This is a genomic window from Pseudomonas sp. KD5 (genome assembly GCF_012932895.1).
In the GTDB taxonomy this organism is placed as follows: Bacteria; Pseudomonadota; Gammaproteobacteria; order Pseudomonadales; family Pseudomonadaceae; genus Aquipseudomonas.
The window spans coordinates 256595-278470 of the sequence record NZ_JDWJ01000003.1 but is presented as its reverse complement, the minus strand read 5'-3'; the positions used below and the strand labels follow the sequence as shown (position 1 = coordinate 278470).

Below are 21876 nucleotides of genomic sequence, written 5' to 3'. Positions count from 1 at the left end.
CCTTTTTTCTTTTGCGACAGACTTTATTATTCAGATCACATTTGAACGCTAAGCTTGGGCCTATGGATGACTCAGATTATTTACGCCTGCTGACCATCGCGGCCGAGCAAGCCAACACGTTCCTTTCCAATGCCCGCAAATGGGAGCGTGAGCGTTGGGTTTGCCAGCGCCTGCTGCAAGGTCTGAACATTCCCTATCGCGCCGACGAATTTGCCCCCGCCGGAGAGCCGCCGGACGTGCTGTTTCGCGACGCGAATTTCGAGGTGTTCTTCGTGCTCGACGAGGGCCGGCGCCTCAATGATGAATGGCGTGATGAGCTGCAACGTCGGCGCAGCGCGTTTTCCCTGAGCCAGCTGGTGCGCCGCGAGGCCAAGCCCCGGCGGATCCCTGCCAATGAATTTCTGCTGAGACTGGCGCCAACCTTGCGCAAAAAAGCCCACAACTACAAAGAGCGCGGTATGGACCTGGGGGATCTGGACATCATCGCCTTCGCCAGCCTCAAGCGCGAAGTGCTGGACCTCAACAGCCACTTTCCGCCCCCCACCGAATACCTGCGCCAGGGCTGGCGTTCGCTGTCGCTGGTCGGCCCGACCTTCGCCCGCGTGCTCTTCGCCCACCCGGATGCCCCGGATTTCCTGCGCAGCAACCTGGGGCGCAGCATCGTCTTCGATGTCGGGATCAGCTTGTGAGTCCCGCCACAGATACCGGCAACACTGCACAAGATGGCGCAATCACTGGCCGAATGTTACAAAGCGCAATCGTTCACCCGAACCACATGCACCGTTCAACGCTTGCAGACAATCTGCTGTAACGTCTGCACATTCAGCAACGTCTACCCGACGAGGCCTTTATGACCAGCCGCCTGAACCCCGACGACCAAAAGCATGTCGAAGAGTACCTGCACCTGTCCCAGCACCGAGTCGAGCGCCGGCCTTTCCGGCCGTGGATGCTCCTGGTGGTGGTGTTGGCAGTGACCATTGGCCTGGGCCTGTTGAGCCGACTTATCAGTTACCTGACGCTATGAGCTGCATCGCGCTCGCTCGGGTAATTGCACCGATTTCTTTTAGCCTTGCGAGATATCCCCATGACTCATCGTATTGTCATCGTTGGCGGCGGCGCCGGCGGTCTGGAGTTGGCTACCCGTCTGGGTAAGACTCTGGGCAAGCGCGGCACGGCCAGTGTGATGCTGGTCGACGCGAACCTGACCCACATCTGGAAACCGCTGTTGCACGAAGTGGCCGCTGGATCGCTCAACTCTTCCGAAGACGAACTCAACTATGTTGCCCAGGCAAAATGGAACCATTTCGAGTTCCAGCTGGGGCGCATGAGCGGGCTCGATCGCACACAGAAGAAAATCCAGCTGGCCGCCACCTACGACGACGCTGGCCTTGAACTGGTACCCGCGCGCGAAGTGCCTTACGACTCGCTGGTGATTGCTGTCGGCAGCACCACCAACGACTTCGGTACTCAAGGCGCGGCGCAACACTGCCTGTTCCTCGACACCCGCAAACAGGCCGAGCGCTTCCATCAGCAACTGCTCAATCACTACCTGCGCGCGCACGCCGGACAGACCGACACCGTGCAACAGATCAGCGTGGCCATCGTCGGCGCCGGTGCCACCGGGGTCGAACTGGCAGCGGAACTGCACAACGCCGCCCATGAACTGGCCGCTTATGGCCTGGACCGGATCAAGCCGGAAAACATGCACATCACCCTGATCGAAGCCGGGCCACGGGTTCTCCCGGCGCTGCCGGAGCGGATCGGCGGGCCTGTGCATAAAACCCTGGAGAAACTCGGGGTCAACGTCATGACCAATGCCGCGGTCAGCGAAGTGACCGCCGACAGCCTGATTACCGCCGACGGCCAGGTAATCAACGCCAGCCTCAAAGTCTGGGCCGCCGGGATTCGTGCGCCGGGTTTCCTCAAGGACATCGATGGCCTGGAAACCAACCGCATCAACCAGCTGCAAGTGTTGCCGACCCTGCAAACCACCCGCGACGAGAACATCTTCGCCTTCGGCGACTGTGCGGCCTGCCCGCAACCGGGCAGCGACCGCAATGTGCCGCCGCGTGCCCAGGCGGCCCACCAACAGGCTTCGTTGCTGGCCAAATCGCTGAAACTGCGGATCGAAGGCAAGGCCCTGCCGGAATACAAATACACCGACTACGGCTCGCTGATCTCGCTGTCGCGGTTTTCGGCTGTGGGTAACTTGATGGGCAACCTGACCGGTAGCGTGATGCTCGAGGGCTGGCTGGCACGGATGTTTTACGTGTCGCTGTACCGCATGCACCAGATGGCGCTGTATGGCGCGTTCCGTACGGCGATGTTGATGCTGGGTAGCAAGATTGGGCGTGGGACCGAGCCACGGCTCAAGCTGCACTAAATTTTCGGCGTCTATCAGGGCCCCATCGCGGGCAAGCCACGCTCCCACAGGATCTGCGTCGTACGCAAATATGCGGCCAACAAAGATCAACTGTGGGAGCGTGGCTTGCCCGCGATGCAGGCGCCTCGGTCTACCCCCGTGAACACTTCTGTGTCTCACTGTATCTCCCCCACGATTTCACCCCTTCGCTTACAAACTCCCTCCTTGCGCGACACAGTAGCGATACACCGCGCCCGCTAAATGGCCACACCCGAGCAAGGCACCGCCTGCTTCGGTCATCGCCGCACTTGCGTGGCGTCCTTTATCGAACGGTTGTGTCGTGCAACCCAGGAGATTTGTAATGTCCCGTACCACTACTCTCAGCAAAAACACCGTTGGCCTGCTCGGCGCTGTCCTGGCCGGCGGCCTGATGTTGTCCGGTTCCGTATTCGCCGCGCAGCCACTGACCCAGGGCTACATGGTCGCCTCCGCCGAAACTTCGGTAAAAACCCCAGAAGGCAAATGTGGCGAAGGCAAGTGCGGCGATGCCTCGATGGCCAAGACCGACACCGATGGCGATGGTCAGGTGTCCCGTGCGGAGTTCCTGAAAGTGGCGCCCAAGGCAGACTTCGACAAGATCGACACCAACCACGATGGTCAAATCTCGGAGCAAGAGGCTTTCGATAACGTGAAAGCCAACTACGAAGCCAATGGCAAACAAATGCCAAAAGGCTTGTTCGAGCACCTGAAAGACAACAGCTAAGTCTGCGAAGACTTAGCCCTGAAGAGGCAAGCCCTGCTTTTCCACCGATGAGCAGGGCTTTTTTTGTCTGGCGGATTTACCGAAAGCACCGGCCCTGCCCTGCGCTTCGGTTGCACTGGAAGCAATCTGCATTTGTTCGAGGCAAAAAAAATCCCCGTATCTTTCGATACGAGGATTTTTAATATGGTCGGGGTAAGGGGATTCGAACTCCTGACATCCTGCTCCCAAAGCAGGCGCGCTACCGGACTGCGCTATACCCCGGTAAAAAAAAGGCACCTTTGAAAGGCGCCTTCTGCGAACAGAGCTTTTGGCGTCTGATCTTAAGATTCGATCCCAGTGTTAACTGGTTTCAAAAATGGTGGGTCGTGTGGGATTCGAACCTACGACCAATTGGTTAAAAGCCAACTGCTCTACCAACTGAGCTAACGACCCAAAAATGGTCGGGGTAAGGGGATTCGAACTCCTGACATCCTGCTCCCAAAGCAGGCGCGCTACCGGACTGCGCTATACCCCGGTTTGAAATTGGCTCCGTGACCAGGACTCGAACCTGGGACCCAATGATTAACAGTCATTTGCTCTACCGACTGAGCTATCACGGAACTACATATTTCAATTTACAACTGTGAAGCTTGCTTCACCTCTTCGACCCGTTCGCATCGCTGCGTTCGTGTGTCTGAGGCGCGCTATTCTACAATCTTAAGCACCTCTGTCAACCCCCTAAATTGCTTTCAAGTTAATGATTTGCAACTTATTTCAGATTCCTGCTTGGGGAGCAGAAACCCTTTCGGGGTGACTTACTGCGGGGCGCACTTTACAAGCATTTTCCTTTGAGTTCAACAGCCTATCGAAAAAAAGGCCTCGCAATGCGAGGCCTCTTTCATTTTGTTGCCACCGAGGATCAGGCAAAGACGATTTCGTCGTGCTCCACCACACCTTTGGCGGTCTCTCCGGGCATGAAACGACCCGATAGAATCAGCTGTGCCAGCGGGTTCTCGATCCAGCGCTGGATCGCCCGTTTGAGCGGCCGTGCGCCATAGACCGGGTCGTAACCGACGGCGATCAGCTTATCCATCGCTTCCGGACTCAGCTCAAGCTTCAGCTCGCGCTCGGTCAGACGGCTACGCAGGCGACCCAACTGGATCTCGGTAATGCCCGCGATCTGATCCCGAGCCAGCGGCTCGAAGATCACCACTTCGTCGACCCGGTTGATGAACTCCGGCCGGAAGTGCGTGGAAATCGCATCCATCACCGCTGCACGCTGCGCTTCGCGATCGCCTATCAGTTCCTGGATCTGTACCGAGCCCAGGTTGGAGGTCATGACGATCACGGTATTTTTGAAATCCACCGTGCGGCCATGGCTGTCGGTCAAACGGCCATCTTCGAGCACTTGCAGCAAGATGTTGAACACATCCGGGTGGGCCTTCTCGACCTCATCCAGGAGGATCACCGAGTAAGGCTTGCGACGCACCGCCTCGGTCAGGTAACCGCCCTCCTCATAGCCCACGTAGCCTGGTGGCGCGCCGATCAGACGAGCCACGGAATGTTTCTCCATGAACTCAGACATGTCGATCCGTACCATCGCCTCTTCAGTATCAAAGAGGAACTCGGCTAACGCCTTGCACAACTCGGTTTTACCGACACCGGTCGGGCCGAGGAACATGAACGAACCGCTCGGGCGATTCGGATCGGACAACCCCGCACGGGAACGCCGCACTGCGTTGGAGACGGCGATCACTGCTTCGTCCTGACCGATCACACGTTGGTGCAACAGGCTTTCCATCTTCATCAGTTTTTCGCGCTCGCCCTCGAGCATTTTCGCCACTGGGATGCCGGTCCACTTCGACACGACTTCAGCGATCTCTTCTTCAGTCACCTTGCTGCGCAACAACTGGTTTTCGCTTTTGCCGTGCTGGTCGACCATTTGCAGGCTGCGCTCCAGGTCCGGGATCACCCCGTATTGCAGCTCGGCCATGCGGTTCAGGTCGCCTTTACGGCGTGCGGCTTCCAGTTCCTGACGGGACTGTTCGATTTTCTGCTGGATTTGCGCCGAACCCTGGACCTCGGCTTTTTCCGAGTTCCAGATTTCTTCGAGGTCCGAATACTCACGCTCGTGACGGGCGATTTCTTCCTGCAGCTTTTCCAGACGTTTCTTCGCCGCGTCGTCGCTTTCTTTCTTCAGCGCCTGGGACTCCACCTTCAGCTGAATCAGGCGACGCTCCAGACGGTCCAGCACTTCCGGCTTGGAATCGATTTCCATGCGGATGCGGCTGGCGGCTTCGTCGATCAGGTCGATGGCCTTGTCCGGCAACTGGCGGTCCGTGATGTAGCGATGACTGAGCTTGGCCGCGGCGATGATTGCACCGTCGGTGATTGCCACCTTGTGGTGAACTTCGTAGCGCTCTTTCAGACCACGCAGGATGGCGATGGTGTCTTCTTCGCTCGGCTCGTCCACCAAGACCTTCTGGAACCGCCGCTCGAGGGCCGCATCCTTCTCTATATATTGACGGTACTCGTTGAGCGTGGTCGCGCCGACGCAATGCAGCTCACCGCGAGCCAATGCCGGTTTGAGCATGTTGCCCGCGTCCATCGAGCCTTCGCCCTTGCCCGCGCCGACCATGGTGTGCAATTCGTCGATGAACAGAATGATCTGCCCTTCCTGCTTCGACAGTTCGTTGAGCAGGGACTTGAGGCGCTCTTCGAACTCGCCGCGGTATTTGGCACCGGCAATCAATGCCCCCATATCCAGGGACAAAAGGCGCCTGCCTTTGAGACCGTCCGGCACTTCACCGTTGATGATGCGCTGAGCCAAGCCTTCGGCGATGGCGGTTTTACCCACGCCAGGTTCACCGATCAGCACCGGGTTGTTCTTGGTGCGGCGTTGCAGTACCTGAATGGTGCGGCGAATTTCATCGTCACGGCCGATCACCGGATCGAGCTTGCCCTCTTCGGCGCGCTTGGTCAGGTCGATGGTGTATTTATCCAGCGCCTGCCGAGACTCTTCCTGGTTGGCGTCATTAACCGCCTCACCGCCGCGCAGATTGTTGATCGCGTTTTCCAGCGCCTTTTTGCTCACGCCCTGGCCGAGCAGCAATTTGCCGAGCTTGCTGTTCTCGTCCATCGCGGCGAGCAGCACCAGTTCGCTGGAGATGAATTGGTCACCCTTCTGCTGGGCCAGGCGATCGGCCTGGTTGAGCAGGCGTGCCAGATCCTGCGACATGTTCACGTCGCCGGTCGGGTTCTGGATTTTCGGCAGCTGATCGAGCGCTTTGGTCAGTTCTTTACGCAGGCTGTTGACGTCGAAACCCACCTGCATCAGCAGGGGTTTGATCGAACCGCCCTGCTGTTCAAGCATGGCCTGCATCAAGTGCGCCGGTTCAATGGCCGGATGATCGAGGCCGACAGCCAGGGACTGGGCGTCGGACAAGGCTAACTGTAGCTTGCTGGTTAAACGGTCTATACGCATGGGTTCACCTTCCTTTTGAGCAGGCCGGACCTATAAACATCCCGAATAAAGAAACCTGCCAGATACCGCTATAGATGTGGTCGATTCTGGGAGATTCAAGCGTCGTGGAGTTGATGCAGATCAGAGAAGTCTAGCGTTCGAGCCAGATCAGAGAGGCAAACCGGCCGGTGCGAGGACTGCGGCGGTAAGAAAAGAAACGTGGATCGGTCACTGTGCAGAAACCACCGCCATAAACAGCGGTGACACCGCGAGCGGCCAGACGCAAACGCGCCAGCTCATAGATATCAGCCATGAATTTGCCAGCATTGTGGCTCGGCACAAAGGCGTTAGCGGTTTCAGGCAATTGCTGGACGAAGGTTTCGCGCACTTCCGGGCCGACTTCAAAGGCTTGAGGGCCAATGGCCGGGCCGAGCCAGACCAGTACGTCTTCGGGCGGTACAGCCAGACTGTCGAGGGTCGCCTCCAGCACACCCGCCGCCAGCCCGCGCCAACCGGCATGGGCGGCAGCGACGCGGGTGCCGGCACGGTCGCAAAACAGCGCAGGAAGGCAGTCGGCGGTCATCGCTGTGCAAGCGATACCGGGTGTTGCCGTCCAGCTGGCGTCGGCAGTGGCTACCAGGTTCGGGTCCGCTTGGGCCACGACAATGCCGTGAACCTGTTGCAACCAGGCCGGCTGAATCGAGAAACGATCGGTGAGACGACGGCGGTTTTCGGCGACGGCTTCAGGGCTGTCGTCGACGTGATCGCCGAGGTTGAGGCTGTCGAACGGCGCCAGACTGACGCCGCCCGCACGGGTGGTAACGCAGGCTTTGACGCTGGCCGGCGCGGGCCAGTCAGGCGTCAGCCAGGTCATCCGATGAACGCCTCGCGGTCTTGCTTGAGCAGCGACAGCAACCAGACGAAGTCATCCGGCAGTGGCGATTCCCAGCTCATGCGTTTACCGGTGGTCGGATGATCCAGCTCCAGGAACCGCGCATGCAGCGCCTGACGCGGGAAATTCTTCAGGGATTCGACCATGGTCACGCTGGCGGCCGGTGGAATACGGAAACGACCGCCGTAGGCAGGATCTCCGACCAACGGGTAGTTGATGTGCGCCATGTGCACGCGAATCTGGTGCGTACGACCGGTTTCCAGCTTCACTCGCACATGAGTGTGGGAGCGGAAACGCTCGAGCACGCGGTAGTGACTGACGGCTTGCTTGCCACCTTCCATCACCGCCATGCGCTGGCGTTGCTGGCCGTGACGACCGATCGGCGCGTTGATCTTGCCGCCTGCGGTCACTACACCAATCACGATGCACTCGTAGATCCGGCTGACGCTGCGGCTCTGCAATTGCGTGACCAGCTGTGTCTGCGCCTGAATGGTCTTGGCCACCACCATCAGACCGGTGGTGTCCTTGTCCAGGCGATGCACGATACCGGCGCGGGGCACATTGATGATGTCCGGCACGTGGTGCAGCAAGGCGTTGAGCAAGGTGCCGTCGGCGTGACCAGCGGCCGGATGCACCACCAGGCCCGCAGGCTTGTTGATCACCAGGATGTCGTCGTCTTCATAGACGATGTCCAGCTCAATGTCTTGAGCGATCCATTCGCCCTGAGCTTCCTGCTCGGCAGTCAGTTCAAGAATGGCGCCACCGTGAACGATGTCTCGCGGGCGGATAACCGCCCCATCCACAGTCAGGCGGCCGTCTTTGATCCAGGCGGAAAGGCGCGAGCGCGAGTGCTCAGCGAATAATTGTGCGGCGACTTGATCGAGGCGTTGGCCGCCCAATTCGGACGGCACCTCTGCGCGAAGTTCAATTTTATCGGACATGCTCAGACTAGGCGTCGGCACAGCCTTTGGTTTCGGCTGCGCGCTTGTGGTTAAATACGGCGTCTTTTGCCCCGAGGCTTTTCAACGGGGCACTCATCATAACAGGACGGCCCCGCCCAAGACAGCGGCCGTCATAGGGACGCAAGCCGCCATGCAAGTGAAACACCTGCTGCTGATCGCCATCCTCGCATTGACCGCTGCTTGCTCATCGAAGGAAGTCGTAGACGAAAACCTGAGCGAAGTCGAGCTGTACCAGCAGGCTCAGCACGATCTGGACAACAATAGCTACACCGCCGCCACAGCCAAGCTGAAGGCCCTGGAGTCGCGTTATCCGTTCGGTCGCTATGCCGATCAGGCTCAACTCGAGCTCATCTACGCCAACTACAAGAACTCCGAGCCTGAGGCTGCGAAGTCCGCCGCCGAGCGATTCATTCGTCTGCACCCGCAGCACCCGAACGTCGATTACGCCTACTACCTCAAGGGTCTGACCTCTTTTGACCAGGACGTCGGCCTGCTGGCGCGCTTCCTGCCACTGGACATGACCAAGCGTGACCCGGGCGCTGCCCGCGACTCCTACAACGAGTTCGCCCAGCTGACCAGCCGCTACCCGAACAGCCGCTACGCGCCGGACGCCAAGCAGCGCATGATTTACCTGCGCAACCTGCTGGCGGCCTATGAAATCCACGTTGCCGACTACTACCTGACCCGTCAGGCCTACGTTGCCGCCGCCAACCGTGGCCGTTATGTAGTGGAAAACTTCCAGGAAACCCCATCGGTCGGCGACGGCCTGGCGGTGATGACCGAAGCCTACCAGCGTCTGCACCTGGACGAACTGGCTGCGACCAGCCTCGAAACCCTGAAACTCAACTACCCGAACCACCCGAGCCTGGTGGACGGTCAGTTCGTGCCATCGGTAGCCGAAGCCGACAACCGTTCGTGGCTGAGCAAGGCCACCCTGGGCCTGATCGAATCCCGTCCGCCACTGCCGCCGGGCGAAACCCGCGCCAACCAGGACGTGCAGAAGCAGTTCCAGGATGCCAAGGACGCGATTCCGAACGAGCTCAAGCCTAAAGATGAAAACGGCGATGTGATCGAAGAACCGGAACCCGAGTCCAGCAACACCGACCGTTCCTGGTTCAGTCACATGACCTTCGGTCTGTTCGACTGACGCGGGGATGTTGTACCGGGAAGGCGCCTTTCGAGGCGCCTTTTTTATTGCCGGACTTTAGGGTGAGTGTATTGCGCTGTGCGCTTGACCCGTCCTTGGCTAAACTGCCAATTCATTAATCAAAAAGCAGCTCACCATGCTTCGTCTATTGTTCTGGATCGCCCTGATTGCCGCTGCCGTATGGTTCTGGCGCAAGTTCAAGGGCCCGACGTCGGTCGCCAATATGCCGCGCGAGCAAGATGCTCCGCCCATGGTTCGCTGTGCTCATTGCGGCGTACACCTGCCCCGCGACCGCGCGTTGAAACTCGAACAACAGTGGTATTGCAGCCAGGCTCACCTTGAGCAAGGCCCGGGCCCCAGTGATCGCTGAGACGCCCAGCCCAAGCAACAAACAGGCCCAGCGACTGCTGCGCCTCTATCACCTCTACCGCTTAAGCGTCGGCATCACCCTGGTGCTGTTGATCTCCAGCAACATGGACAACCAGTTGCTGAAGTTCGCCAATGACGACCTGCTGCGCAACGGCAGCTGGTTGTACCTGGTGCTGAATATCCTGCTGGTGGTCTTTCTGGGGAACACCCAGCGCCCCGCGCAGCTGTTCGGCCTGGCGCTGGTCGATGTCCTGCTGCTGTGCGGCTTGTTCTATGCCGCAGGCGGCATGGCCAGCGCCATCGGCAATTTGCTGATCGTCTCAGTGGCCATCAGCAATACCTTGCTGCGCGGGCGTATCGGTCTGCTGATCGCAGCGGTCGGTGCCCTTGGCATCGTGGGTTTTAGCTTCATCCTGAGCTTCAACCACCCCGCCAGCCCCAGTGATTACCTGCAAATCGGCACCCTCGGCGCCCTGTGTTTTGCCGCGGCCCTGCTGGTGCAGGGCTTGACCCGACGACTGGAGGTCAGCGAAACCCTGGCCGAACAGCGGGCCAGTGAAGTGCTCGGTCTCGAAGCCCTCAACGCACTGATCCTGCAACGCATGCGCACAGGCATTCTGGTGCTCGACGACCAGCGGCGAGTGCAACTGGCCAATCACAGCGCCTTGACCTTGCTGGGGCAGGAAAAACTGGACGGCCAGCTGATCGACGATTACTCGATGCCGTTGGTCGAGCGGCTCCAACTATGGCTCAACAATCCAACATTGCGCCCGCAAAGCCTGCAGATCGCCAGCAACGGCCTCGAGCTGCAACCAAGCTTCATTGCCCTGGACCAAAGCCCGCACCACCAGACGCTGGTTTTTCTCGAAGACCTCGCCCAAATCGCCCAACAGGCCCAACAACTGAAACTCGCCGCCCTAGGTCGCCTGACCGCCGGGATTGCCCATGAGATCCGCAATCCACTGGGCGCCATTAGTCATGCCGCGCAGTTACTGCAGGAATCCGAGGAACTGAACGGTGCGGACCGGCGTCTGACGCAGATTATTCAAAACCACTCTCAGCGCATGAATCGGGTAATCGAAAACGTCCTGCAACTATCCCGTCGTCAGCAAACCGTGCCGCAACGGCTCGATTTGAAGCCGTGGCTGGAGCATTTCGTCGCCGAAACCCGCGAGGGCTCGAAAGAACATCAGCAGATTCACCTGCGCATCGGCTTGGGAAACTTCAAAACCCTGATGGATCCGAATCAGCTGACCCAGATTCTCGATAACCTGTTGCGCAATGCCTGGCGCCATAGCGCCCTCAAGCATGATCAGGCACAGGCCTGGCTCGAGTTGTTTATCGACCCGGACAGCCAGTTGCCGACCCTTGAAGTGCTCGATGATGGCCCCGGCGTCGAGCCGGAGCAGCGCACGCACTTGTTCGAACCGTTCTTCACCACCAGCAGCCAGGGTACTGGCCTGGGGCTTTATCTGTCCCGTGAGCTGTGCGAAAGCAATCAAGCCCGCCTAGACTTCAAATCACGCCAAGGCGGCGGCTGCTTTCGCATCACCTTTGCTCACGGACGGAAACAAAGTTGAACACGAGCCCACGGCAAAAAATCCTCATCGTCGACGACGAGCCGGATATCCGCGAACTCCTGGAAATCACCCTGGGACGGATGAAACTCGACACCTTCAGCGCACGCAACCTCGCGGAAGCGCAGGCGCTGCTGGCACAGGATACGTTCGACCTGTGCCTGACCGACATGCGCCTGCCTGACGGCACCGGACTGGCGCTGGTACAACACATCCAGCAGCGCTATGCGCAAGTGCCGGTGGCGATGATCACCGCCTACGGCAGCCTGGAGACCGCTATAAATGCCCTCAAGGCCGGCGCCTTCGACTTTCTGACCAAACCGGTCGACCTCACCCGCCTGCGTGAGCTGGTCATCAGCGCCCTGAGCTTGCCAGCGCCAGGCGGCGCCAGCAGCGCCATCGACCGTCGGCTGCTGGGCGACTCGCTGCCAATGCGCAACCTGCGCAAACAAATCGACAAACTGGCCCGCAGCCAAGCCCCGGTCTACATCAGTGGCGAGTCCGGCAGCGGCAAGGAACTGGTCGCTCGACTTATCCACGACCAAGGCCCGCGCGCCAGCCGACCGTTCGTCCCGGTGAACTGTGGGGCAATCCCGTCGGAATTGATGGAAAGCGAGTTTTTCGGCCATCGCAAAGGCAGTTTCAGCGGCGCCATCGAAGATAAGCCTGGGCTGTTCCAGGCTGCCCATGGCGGTACTTTGTTCCTCGACGAAGTGGCTGACCTACCGCTGGCAATGCAGGTCAAACTGCTGCGGGCCATACAGGAGAAAGCCGTTCGCAGCATCGGTGGCCAGCAGGAAACCGTGGTCGATGTGCGCATCCTCTGCGCCACTCACAAAGACCTCGATGCCGAAGTCGCCGCCGAACGCTTTCGCCAGGACCTGTACTACCGCCTGAACGTGATCGAGCTGCGAGTACCGTCCTTGCGCGAACGCCGCGACGACATTGAGCTTCTGGCCAACAATATGCTCAAGCGACTGGCGGCCAGCACTGGCCAGCCCCCCGCAAAACTCCACCCACAAGCCCTCGAAGCGCTGAAAAACTATCGCTTTCCTGGAAACGTGCGGGAATTGGAGAACATGCTCGAACGGGCTCACACCTTGTGCGAGAACAAACAGATCGAAGCCAGCGACCTGCGCCTGGCGGAAGGCAACTGCAATCCGGACGGCGGCGTGCCAGACCTGACACAGATCGACAATCTGGAAGCCTATCTGGAAAACGTCGAACGCAAACTCATCCTCCAGGCCCTGGAAGAAACCCGCTGGAACCGCACGGCGGCGGCCCAGCGATTGAATCTGTCATTTCGGTCGATGCGTTACAGGCTGAAGAAATTGGGGCTGGATTGAACCGTTAACAGCTCTTCTGTCAGATTCGTCCGGCTGGCACATACGGCGCAGGGTCAATAATCGGCGCCCGCCCCAGCATCACATCGGCAAACAACTGACACGACGCCGGCGCCAGCACCAGCCCGTTACGGTAATGCCCGCAGTTGAGCCAGAGCCCGTCATATCCCGGCACCCGACCGATATAGGGGATTCCTTCAGGCGACCCGGGCCGCAACCCCGCCCAATGCCCCACCACCTCGGCATCCGCCAATGCCGGAATCAACTCCACCGCCGATGCCTTCAGGCTTTCCAGCGCCGTGTCGGTTGGCGTCTTGTCGAAGCCCTCATGCTCCAGCGTACTGCCGATCAGGATGTGCCCGTCACGCCGGGGAATGGCATAGCGCCCCTTGGCCAGGACCATGCTCGGAAGGAAGTCCGCTGCGCACTTGTAGAGAATCATCTGTCCCTTGACCGGTTCGACCGGCAGCTCCAGGCCCAGCTTTTTCAGCAAGTCACCGCTCCAGGCCCCCGCTGTCAAAACCACCTCATCACCCCGAATGGCCCCCATCGAGGTCCGTACCCCGACCACCGCAGAACCTTCCCGGATAAATTCGCTGACCTCGCATTGTTCATGGATCGTCACGTTCGGCAACGCCAGCAAGGCGGCCTTGAGGGACTTCACCAGCCGTGGATTACGCACATTGGCCACATCGGCCATGTAGATCGCCCGCGAAAAACCGGCGCCCAATACCGGCACTGCATCGTGGGCCGCAGAGATATCCACAGCCCGCAGCGGACGGTTCTCCCGTTCGGCCCAGGCGAGTGCTTCGGCCTCGTCATCCAGGTCCAGCCAATACAACCCGGTGGTGTGCACTTCAGGATCGACACCGGTGGCAGCGAACAAACGCTGGGCCAGCTGTGGATAAAAATCCTGGGACCAATGAGCCAGTGCAGTGACCGCAGGGCTGTAGCGCCATGGGTAGAGCGGTGAAACGATCCCGCCACCGGCCCAGGAAGATTCCTGACCGACGTTCGAGCGGTCCAGCAGCACCACGCTCTGCACTTCGGACGCGAGATTGAACGCCGTCAGCAGGCCAATCACCCCGCCACCGACAATCACCACTTGCTGTTGACTGCTCATGTTCTGATCCAACCGTTCAATAGACAGAGAGCGCAAAAGGCGCCCGAAAAGGAACTCAGCGACCCCAGCAATCCTTGGTGGCCAGGCCGGACGCGGCATTGACCATACTCCTGACACCGGTATTGGTGAGAGTGAAATCACCGCACTTGTCGCTGGCCATGGTCGAACCGGCCTTGCGTGTTGCCGTCAGCAGGAAGGTCTGATCGGTCAGGGTCGGGGTGATGGTGTAGAAATCATTGCCAGCGCTGAGGCCAGTGGCATTGGTGTAGACATTATTCTTCGAATAGAAACGCTCGAGGATCTGCGCCTGCTCGGAAAGCAACCCGGCGACTTCAGTACGGCGGCCCTTTTTTACGTACTCGGTGAGGCTCGGATAGCCAATGGTGATGACGATCCCAATGATCGCAATCACGATCATGATTTCGATCAGGGTAAAACCTCGGTTGGATCTGCGCATGCCTCACTCTCACTTACTGTATTTGTCGCCACATGATGCGACGGCCGCTGCCGCCACCGGATTTTTCCACCAGAGTGGTCACGCCACCACCGGAGTCGTTCACAATCTTGCGGGTTGCGTCATTGACGACCGCGTTCAGGGTCGGGATACCACCGGTGAAGATCACCCCGCTGGAAATCGTGTCGTTGCCGTCGACCACCCCGTCGGCATTGGTGTCGAGTACCGCGTAATTGAGCATCTTACCGCTGAACGCATCGAGTTCGACCAGTTTGCCGGTGCCGAAGCTGGCACAGGGGTCCACGGTATCCACACTGAGCGTGGTAAAAACGATCCGCCCCGACACCAGGCTGGCCTGATAGATCACTCGCTCCCCCGTCAGCACGTCGTTGTATACCAGGGGCAAGTACCAGCCTTTCTTGGCCGGGTAGGTCACCTCGTTCTGGCTGGTGGTGATGAATTGCCCGGTACTGCCCGAAAACACGCCGGTCACCGCCTGCGCCTGCAAACTGGAAACGGTGATTTGTCCTGCGCCCCCCTCGGCATCCCATACCGCGTAGAACGCCTGCAGATCCTTGTTGGTCTTGTCGGCAACCTCATTGAATTTGCCGGTGCCGAAAAACACCTCCTTGCCGCCCAACACGTGATCCGCCAGCAACGGTTGCGCGGTAATCGGCTGGGTCGCGCCACCTGCTGTGGTGAACAACGGCTTGCCGGAAAACGCCACGCCCCAGGTGTCAGGGGTGGTGCCACTCAAATCGAACTTCCACAACCGCCCTTTCAGATCGCCCCCATAGGCAGCCTGCACCACATTCTGCGAGTTGACCCTGAGCTTCACCGACGACAGGCCGTTGGTGGTTTCGGTACTGTCGACCACGATTTTCTTGATCAGCGAGCCGTCGCGAATATCCACCACATACAACGCCGCCACCCCGGAGTTGCTGCCATAGCCGTTGGAGATAAACGCGGCCCAGCGACCATCGGCCAAGCGTGCCACTTCGGGGCGCGCATAGGCATAACCCAGATCATTGAAAACGTTCGCTGTACTGGCCGTGGCCGGTGCACTGATTTCCCACAGCGCTTTAGTTTCGTTACCGGCCGATGCGTCGAACAACTGCAGCGCATAGAAGGTTTTGCCGCCCGCCCCCGTGCCGCCAATCGCCAGGGTTTTCCAGGCGCTATTGAGCTGGGCATCGAACACGCCGACCTGGCCATCGACCAGAAACTTGTGGCTCACACCGTTGATGTAAGTGGGATCAGCGATGTCGTTCAGCGATGGCAGCACGCTGGAGGGCATGTAGGCATAACGCCTGACACCATTGGCCGAGTTGATGATGTTTACAAAACCGTCGTTGGCATTCACCACCAGGCTGGCATTCATGTTGGCGGCTTTGGTGGTCAGGTAAGTGCTGTAGCTGGTGTCTGCCACCAGATCGGACGCGGTTTTGTCCGTGGGTGAGGCCAGCACGAGTGGCGAATTGATGATGTCGCCGAGCAATACACTGCGAACTTTCAGCCCGGTTTTGTTGATGCCCTTGCTCCACTCCACCAGATCGTTGCCGTTGATGCCAGTGGGCAGCCCCTGGTTGAGGGCTGTCTGCTGCGCCGCAGAGAAATTGCTGTAAGCCAGGCTGACCGCGGCGTTGGTTTGCGTGTTCCAGGACTGGTAGGTCGGCGCAGTGGCGCCGGGCACGATGGTGGTGTCGGTCGTCCACAGCACGGCGGCGGTGTTAACCGCGCCCGCCGACGTGAAACCAAAGGACTTGATCGTACCCCGCCAGTCCTTGGGATCGTAACTGGTCTGGAAATAGCTCGAGTTGCTGGTCAGGGTTGTGCCGCTGGCCACGCCACTGCCACCTGAACCGGCCTTGGAAGTGATGTCGCTCAGGGCTGCAGACAGTGCATTGTTAAGTCCCGCACTGTCGCTCGCCTGGTAATACTTGCCCTGCCCATAGGTCGCGGCATCCACCAACATCTGGTTTGCAGCGGTGAAACCCACGGTATAGGTGTTCATGTTCTGCTTGGGAAAATCCAGGGCGTTCCAGCTATTGCCTGTGGCATCGGTTCCCGTGGAACGCATGTCGATGTCGAAAGCGAACTTGGCAATGTCATCCAGGTACAGGGTGTCGCCTTCATCGTCGCCTGAGGGGTCGGTACCATCGTTACTGCTGATCCCGTCCCAGTTCGGTAACCGGCTGCCACCCAGCGGATCATCGGTCGGAAAGGTTCGATCGTAGGTCGGCAGACCATCGGTGATCACCACCCCGTAATTTTTCTGGCAACGGTACTGAATCGGACTGGTATAGGTGTCGGGCGTCGAGTTGTTGTACGGCGCCATGCCACGGAAATAACGAGTGATCTCGTAATAGGCTTCCGCCAGTGGCGTATTGGCTTGCGCGCTCAACTCATCGATACCGGCGATCAGTGCGTTGTAATTGGTATCGGCCTGAGCCTGGGTCACAGTGCCGCTGACCGCCGACAAATCGCTGATCGAGCGAGCGATGTAACCACCGTCATCCTTATGGTTGCCGACCGCCAGGTTGAACGTCGACAGGCCGATGCGCAGCGAACGGTTATTGGCCACCAACGTCTTGGAAACGTTGCGCGCCACGTTCATCCGGTAATCGTTGGGGATCGAGCCGTCGGTGAAGTCCCGGTCAGTGTTGTTGGCCAGGCTAATCAGGTAGGACAAATAATTCGCCGTATACCGCGTGTCCTCGCTTCCCACCGGATCGGGAAGCTTCAGGCAAAGCGAATCCAGACCGAGAAGGCTGTTTTTATAAAAACCGTACCATCCGGCCTTCGAGCATGTTCCATGATTCAAACTCGACAAGGCGATATTGTTATCGGTCATGTCCAGGTCGCGGCCTTTGTTGCACGATCCATTGGAGAGGCAAATCGTCACCGGGGTGCGTACGACCGTCGGGTCGAAGCCGGCTGCCCAGATAATGTTGTTCATACTCCCCGAGTCATCGAGCAGCAGCATCACATTGGGAGGCACGGCGGCGGCGCTCAACAGCGGAGAATCCGAGGGCGTGAAGGCGTAGGTCGGCGCGGCCAGGTAAAGGCTCAAGGCCGCGCCGCAGAGCAGCTGCAGTAACCAACGGCGCCAGCCTGTGCGGGTCTCAGTACTTCGCATAAATACTCTCCACCACACTGCGCGAGCTGCCCGCGATACCCACGGCGGTCACCCGGTAAAGTGTTGCCGATGTGTTACTCGGCACGTTCACGGCCGTCAGGGTGGTACCGATGTTCTGCACTCCGTAAAAGCCGTTGCCGACGGCGATCCAGCTCACCCCCGAGGTGGAGTTGAACCCGGCGGCGGTAATGACCGACGCCTCGGCCGGTGGTGCGCACTGGCTGGTGCCACTGCAGACCGGCAATGAGTAGGAGTTCAGTTGCACCGCGCTTTCACCGACCCGCAACGCCGCTTCCGCGCCCTGGAACGACTGGTTGCGCAGGATCACGCTGCTGGTCATTTTCTCCTGCAACGTGGCGCTCTGCATCGACGAGAGACCGATCAATGTCAGCACCAGGAGAAACACCAGGCTGACCAGCAGCGCCATGCCGCGCTGGGCGTGAGATGTCATGGGCGCACGACTCATCGGCCCTCCCCTCATTGCAACCGGTTGCGCAAGGCGGCAACTACGTTGAAGGTTTGATTGCGGACCCGATTGTTCGGGTCGGTGAGGGTCAGCGTTAGCCGCACACTGCGGATTCGCGCCGGATCGGACGGATTACTGCTGTAGCTGGAAGCGGCTGTGTCCGTGGCTGAACTGGCGATGCCGAAGCTCACGCCAAAGGCACTGACGTTGTTTACCAGCACCGCCTGAGTCGGCGTGCCAGTGCCGGAGCCCATCAGCAGTTGGTTGTTGCTGAAGCTGTAGACCAGCCGCCGGATCGGAAACGCCAACTGCCCCGATGCCGGCGTGCGTAAACCGGTGTAGGCCGTCGCAGTATTTCGGCAGTCGGAAACCACCGTCCAAGTCGGCACTCCGCCACTGCCGCCGACATCTGCGGTGACCAGAGTTAATTTGAGATTGGCATTGTCCCAACTGATCGGCGTGAGCAGGCTGGCATTGAAATCCCCCGCCGAGCTGGCATCGGTAATCGTACCCAGGCAACCGAACATGCCGACCATGCGAATTTCCTGAATCATCTTGCTCAGGACGAACCGCGCATCTTCCTGCATCCCGGCGGCGGTGTTCTGGCTGACGTAGGTGTTTTTGGCGGCGATAAAAATCTGCGCCACGCCCAGGACCACGATCAGGCTCAACGCCAGGGCGATCAGCAATTCGATCAGGCCGAAACCTCTGCTGGTTCTGTTCATGGTGTCGTCACCGGATCAACGGTGGCACGGCTGGTGAGGACGAAACTGCGGCGCGAATCGGCGACATTGGCAGCCCGGGAGTCGTCCCAGGTAATGGTGATGGTGTACACCCGCTGGTAGCGGACAATGCTGCCGGTGGCCGTGGCGCCGCCGAAATTGACGATATTGGTGGTGAAGTCGTAGAGGTCCTGATCCCGGGCCACGCTCAGGTTGCCCGAGGTCGGTGGCGTGACGGTGTAATCGGCGCCGGAGTTGGCGCGAATGCGGTCCATCATGTCGTAGGCGATAAAACTCGCCTGGCTGGTCATCCGTGAGCTGTCGGTGTACTTCAGCGCATTGAGCTGAATCGCCGCCGCGCCCAACAGACCCACAGCCAGCACCAACAACGCGACCAGTACCTCGATCAGCGTCATGCCCTCCTGTGCACGCTTGCTCCAACCCCTCATCCGCAACTTCCACCCAATAGAATTCGTCCGTTCAAACACACATTCAGCGTCCTGCTTTGCGCCCCCAGCACATAACTGATCACCACCGCAGTGGACGGCGCTGCCAAGCCGCCGAGATTGTTGAAATCAATCGCGGTCACTCCTGAGGTTAGCGTCAGAGTTGCTCCGCTGCTCATCGCTGGAACAACCCGCAATACATTGGCCGGATTGCCAGTACTGTCATAAACGCTCAGCTCACCGGTCCAGACACTGCCGCCGGCCGTCGGGCGAACCCGAGTGGTGAGGCCCCGATCAATCGCCTCAAGCCGTGCGTAATTGAGTGCCCGTTGCAAATCGCCGACCTCGGTGTCGGCCTTGTTGCTTTGCACCGAGCGGGTGAACGCCGGAACGGCCAGTGTAATCAGGATCAGAAACACCGCGAGCGTGACCAGCAGCTCGATCAGCGTGAAACCTTTTGTACGATGATCCATCAGTGCCCTCCGTTGCCGTCGGCTATACCTGCTTCTACACGCTAGAACATTCGACCGACAGATGTACGGTTGTTTTGCCATTACTCGCGCAAGGATCGCGCGGGCCGCAGCACTCCATGGAGGGAGATGACATGCATCAGCAAGGTTTCAGCCTGATCGGACTGCTCATGGGACTGACGATTGTCGGGATTGTTCTGCACTTGGTCAGTCCGGCGTTCGCTGCACTGACGGAATCGAATCATCGGGAGCAGGCGGCCGAGTCGCTGATCAGCGGGATCCGGCAGGCCAGAACCCTGGCCATAACCCGCAACCAGAGCGTGGTCATTCATGGCATCAACGGCGATTGGAGCCAGGGCTGGCGGATCATTCTGGACATCAGCGGCAAAGGGCCAGAGGACAGCAGCAATCCGCTACTGGTCGAGCGCGCAGGTGATGCGCGAACGCCGATTGTCGGCAATTGGTGGGTCAGGCGTTTCGTGCGTTTCAGCAGTCTGGGCCAACCGCTGATGCCCGGGCGGGCATTTCAGGCAGGGACGCTACATATTTGCTCGGCTCGCGAGCCGGTCAGCCAGCTCCAGGTGGTGCTGGCGGCGAGCGGTCGAGTGCGCCTGGCCAACCGTAAGGCTGAGCAGGCGCTGTGTCGAAAGGCGGAAAGTATTACAGCAGCGAACGCACGCGCAGCTCTTTAGGCATGGAGAAGGTGATGTTCTCCTCGCGGCCGGCCAGTTCATCGGCCCCCGTGGCACCCCAGGCCTGCAGTTGCTGGATCACGCCACGCACCAGCACTTCCGGAGCGGAGGCACCGGCCGTGATGCCAATGCGCTCGACACCGTCGAACCAGCTCTTTTGCAGGTCTTCGGCGCCATCGATCAGATAGGCCGGAGTGGCCATGCGTTCGGCCAGTTCACGCAGACGATTGGAGTTGGAGCTGTTCGGGCTGCCGACCACCAGCACCACGTCGCACTCGTCCGCCAGTTGCTTGACAGCGTCCTGACGGTTTTGCGTGGCGTAGCAGATGTCGTCCTTGCGCGGACCACCGATCGCCGGAAAACGCGTACGCAGGGCGTCGATCACGCGACTGGTGTCGTCCATGGACAGGGTGGTCTGGGTAACGAAAGCCAGTTTTTCAGGGTTGTTCACCTGCAACTCGGCGACATCTTTCTCGTCTTCGACCAGATAGATCGCGCCACCATTGCTGCCATCGTACTGGCCCATGGTGCCTTCGACTTCCGGATGGCCGGCATGACCGATAAGGATGCATTCACGGCCGTCACGGCTGTAACGCGCGACTTCGATGTGCACCTTGGTCACCAGCGGGCAGGTCGCGTCGAACACCTTCAGGCCACGACCTGTGGCTTCGGTACGCACGGCCTGGGAAACGCCGTGAGCGCTGAAGATCACGATCACGTCGTCCGGCACCTGATCCAGTTCCTCGACGAAGATCGCCCCACGGGCACGCAGGTCTTCGACGACGAATTTGTTGTGGACCACTTCGTGGCGCACATAGATCGGCGGCCCGAAGACTTCCAGGGCGCGGTTGACGATTTCGATCGCCCGGTCCACACCGGCGCAGAAGCCACGGGGGTTGGCGAGTTTGATTTGCATGCTGTGCCTCGTGTCTTGCGCGCAAGAAGTTAGATCATTGTAGGAGCAGAGCTTGCTCGCGAAAGCGGTGTGTCAGTCAACATTGATGCTGAATGTGATGACGCCTTCGCGAGCAAGCTCTGCTCCTACAGGTGACCGTATTCGGTCAGTTACAACGCTTTGACGTTGATGATCTCGACGTCAAAGGTCAAGGTCTTACCGGCGAGCGGGTGGTTGAAGTCGATGGTCACTTGCGCGTCATCGAATTCCTTCACCACGCCCGGCAGCTCGGTATTGGCGGCATCATTGAAGATCACCAGCAATCCTGGCGACAGTTCCATGTCCTGGAACTGCGAGCGCGGGATGACCTGCACGTTTTGCGGGTTAGGCTGGCCAAAAGCGTTTTCCGGCTCGATGGACAGGCTGCGTTTGTCGCCGGCCTTGAAGCCGAACAGCGCGGCCTCGAAGCCTGGCAACAGGTTGCCGTCGCCGACCTTGAAGGTCGCCGGGGCTTTGTCGAAAGTGCTGTCGACGGTGTCGCCGTTCTCCAGGCGCAATGCAAAGTGCAAGGTGACTTCCGTGTTCTGGCCGATACGTTGTTCAGCCAATACC

General features: G+C 59.5%; 21 protein-coding genes and 4 tRNA genes. 9 read left to right on the top strand and 16 right to left on the bottom strand.

Annotated features, from left to right (window positions below; genetic code table 11):
• Positions 1-62 precede the first annotated feature (62 nt).
• The 4 genes from AF70_RS08295 to AF70_RS08280 all read left to right on the top strand — a co-directional run bounded on the left by AF70_RS08295 (position 63) and on the right by AF70_RS08280 (position 3125).
• A complete protein-coding gene (locus AF70_RS08295; RefSeq protein WP_007938395.1) occupies positions 63-689 on the top strand; it encodes a DUF1780 domain-containing protein in 627 nt (208 codons plus the stop codon).
• A 161-nt stretch (positions 690-850) separates the two neighbouring features.
• Positions 851-1024, top strand: a complete 174-nt coding sequence (locus tag AF70_RS08290) for a DUF3094 domain-containing protein (RefSeq protein ID WP_032830895.1) — start codon at positions 851-853, stop codon at positions 1022-1024.
• A 60-nt stretch (positions 1025-1084) separates the two neighbouring features.
• Entirely contained in the window at positions 1085-2383 is a 1299-nt protein-coding gene (locus AF70_RS08285; RefSeq protein WP_019581250.1) for an NAD(P)/FAD-dependent oxidoreductase, read from the top strand.
• 340 nt (positions 2384-2723) lie between these two features.
• The gene (locus AF70_RS08280) at positions 2724-3125 is read left to right on the top strand and encodes an EF-hand domain-containing protein (protein ID WP_019581251.1); all 402 of its coding nucleotides are present in this window, start codon (positions 2724-2726) and stop codon (positions 3123-3125) included.
• Between the two features lie 184 nt (positions 3126-3309).
• Here AF70_RS08280 and AF70_RS08275 read toward each other — a convergent pair.
• The 7 genes from AF70_RS08275 to rluD form a co-directional block, all read right to left on the bottom strand.
• Positions 3310-3386 (bottom strand) — tRNA-Pro (locus AF70_RS08275).
• 95 nt (positions 3387-3481) lie between these two features.
• A tRNA-Lys gene (locus AF70_RS08270) sits at positions 3482-3557 on the bottom strand.
• A 5-nt stretch (positions 3558-3562) separates the two neighbouring features.
• Positions 3563-3639 (bottom strand) — tRNA-Pro (locus tag AF70_RS08265).
• 9 nt (positions 3640-3648) lie between these two features.
• Positions 3649-3724 (bottom strand) — tRNA-Asn (locus AF70_RS08260).
• A 299-nt stretch (positions 3725-4023) separates the two neighbouring features.
• Entirely contained in the window at positions 4024-6588 is a 2565-nt protein-coding gene (clpB, locus tag AF70_RS08255; RefSeq protein ID WP_019581252.1) for an ATP-dependent chaperone ClpB, read from the bottom strand.
• A gap of 130 nt (positions 6589-6718) precedes the next feature.
• Positions 6719-7441 (bottom strand): peptidoglycan editing factor PgeF, encoded by a 723-nt coding sequence (gene pgeF / locus AF70_RS08250; RefSeq protein ID WP_028938883.1) that lies wholly within the window; start codon positions 7439-7441, stop codon positions 6719-6721.
• Entirely contained in the window at positions 7438-8400 is a 963-nt protein-coding gene (gene rluD, locus AF70_RS08245) for a 23S rRNA pseudouridine(1911/1915/1917) synthase RluD (RefSeq protein WP_007901932.1), read from the bottom strand. Before rluD ends, pgeF begins: the two co-directional genes overlap by 4 nt.
• Before the next feature lie 151 nt (positions 8401-8551).
• Here rluD and AF70_RS08240 point away from each other — a divergent pair, with 151 nt between their 5' ends.
• From AF70_RS08240 to AF70_RS08225, 4 genes are all read left to right on the top strand, one after another.
• The gene (locus AF70_RS08240; RefSeq protein WP_018925899.1) at positions 8552-9568 is read left to right on the top strand and encodes an outer membrane protein assembly factor BamD; all 1017 of its coding nucleotides are present in this window, start codon (positions 8552-8554) and stop codon (positions 9566-9568) included.
• 136 nt (positions 9569-9704) lie between these two features.
• A complete protein-coding gene (locus AF70_RS08235; protein ID WP_019581254.1) occupies positions 9705-9938 on the top strand; it encodes a PP0621 family protein in 234 nt (77 codons plus the stop codon).
• Positions 9928-11517, top strand: a complete 1590-nt coding sequence (locus tag AF70_RS08230) for a PAS domain-containing sensor histidine kinase (protein ID WP_019581255.1) — start codon at positions 9928-9930, stop codon at positions 11515-11517. The genes AF70_RS08235 and AF70_RS08230 overlap by 11 nt, the downstream gene beginning before the upstream one ends.
• On the top strand, positions 11514-12860 hold the full coding sequence (locus tag AF70_RS08225) for a sigma-54 dependent transcriptional regulator (protein ID WP_019581256.1): 1347 nt from the start codon (positions 11514-11516) through the stop codon (positions 12858-12860). Before AF70_RS08230 ends, AF70_RS08225 begins: the two co-directional genes overlap by 4 nt.
• A gap of 19 nt (positions 12861-12879) precedes the next feature.
• On the opposite strand, the gene thiO is transcribed toward AF70_RS08225, so the two are convergent.
• Genes thiO through AF70_RS08190 form a run of 7 tightly spaced genes read right to left on the bottom strand, consistent with a single transcriptional unit; the run spans position 12880 to position 19680 of the window.
• Entirely contained in the window at positions 12880-13980 is a 1101-nt protein-coding gene (thiO, locus tag AF70_RS08220) for a glycine oxidase ThiO (RefSeq protein ID WP_019581257.1), read from the bottom strand.
• Between the two features lie 55 nt (positions 13981-14035).
• On the bottom strand, positions 14036-14437 hold the full coding sequence (locus tag AF70_RS08215) for a type IV pilin protein (protein ID WP_019581258.1): 402 nt from the start codon (positions 14435-14437) through the stop codon (positions 14036-14038).
• A gap of 13 nt (positions 14438-14450) precedes the next feature.
• Complete coding sequence (locus tag AF70_RS08210; RefSeq protein ID WP_028938882.1) at positions 14451-17573, bottom strand: pilus assembly protein; 3123 nt, start codon at positions 17571-17573, stop codon at positions 14451-14453.
• Positions 17560-18039, bottom strand: a complete 480-nt coding sequence (locus tag AF70_RS08205) for a PilX N-terminal domain-containing pilus assembly protein (RefSeq protein WP_019581260.1) — start codon at positions 18037-18039, stop codon at positions 17560-17562. The genes AF70_RS08210 and AF70_RS08205 overlap by 14 nt, the downstream gene beginning before the upstream one ends.
• Positions 18040-18050: 11 nt before the next feature.
• Positions 18051-18764, bottom strand: coding sequence for a PilW family protein (locus AF70_RS08200; protein WP_018925892.1), 714 nt, complete (start codon positions 18762-18764; stop codon positions 18051-18053).
• Positions 18761-19210 (bottom strand): type IV pilus modification protein PilV, encoded by a 450-nt coding sequence (pilV, locus tag AF70_RS08195; RefSeq protein ID WP_019581262.1) that lies wholly within the window; start codon positions 19208-19210, stop codon positions 18761-18763. The genes AF70_RS08200 and pilV overlap by 4 nt, the downstream gene beginning before the upstream one ends.
• A complete protein-coding gene (locus tag AF70_RS08190) occupies positions 19207-19680 on the bottom strand; it encodes a GspH/FimT family pseudopilin (RefSeq protein WP_019581263.1) in 474 nt (157 codons plus the stop codon). The genes pilV and AF70_RS08190 overlap by 4 nt, the downstream gene beginning before the upstream one ends.
• Positions 19681-19811: 131 nt before the next feature.
• On the opposite strand from AF70_RS08190, the gene AF70_RS08185 reads away from it, so the two are divergent.
• Positions 19812-20369 carry a GspH/FimT family protein gene (locus AF70_RS08185; protein ID WP_019581264.1) on the top strand — a complete coding sequence of 186 codons (558 nt, stop codon included), beginning with the start codon at positions 19812-19814 and terminating at the stop codon, positions 20367-20369.
• Here AF70_RS08185 and ispH read toward each other — a convergent pair.
• Together ispH and fkpB are read right to left on the bottom strand one after the other, a co-directional pair.
• The gene (gene ispH, locus AF70_RS08180) at positions 20338-21285 is read right to left on the bottom strand and encodes a 4-hydroxy-3-methylbut-2-enyl diphosphate reductase (protein ID WP_018925888.1); all 948 of its coding nucleotides are present in this window, start codon (positions 21283-21285) and stop codon (positions 20338-20340) included. The genes AF70_RS08185 and ispH overlap by 32 nt on opposite strands.
• Positions 21286-21434: 149 nt before the next feature.
• Complete coding sequence (fkpB, locus tag AF70_RS08175) at positions 21435-21872, bottom strand: FKBP-type peptidyl-prolyl cis-trans isomerase (RefSeq protein WP_172901223.1); 438 nt, start codon at positions 21870-21872, stop codon at positions 21435-21437.
• Between the last annotated feature and the right edge of the window lie 4 nt (positions 21873-21876).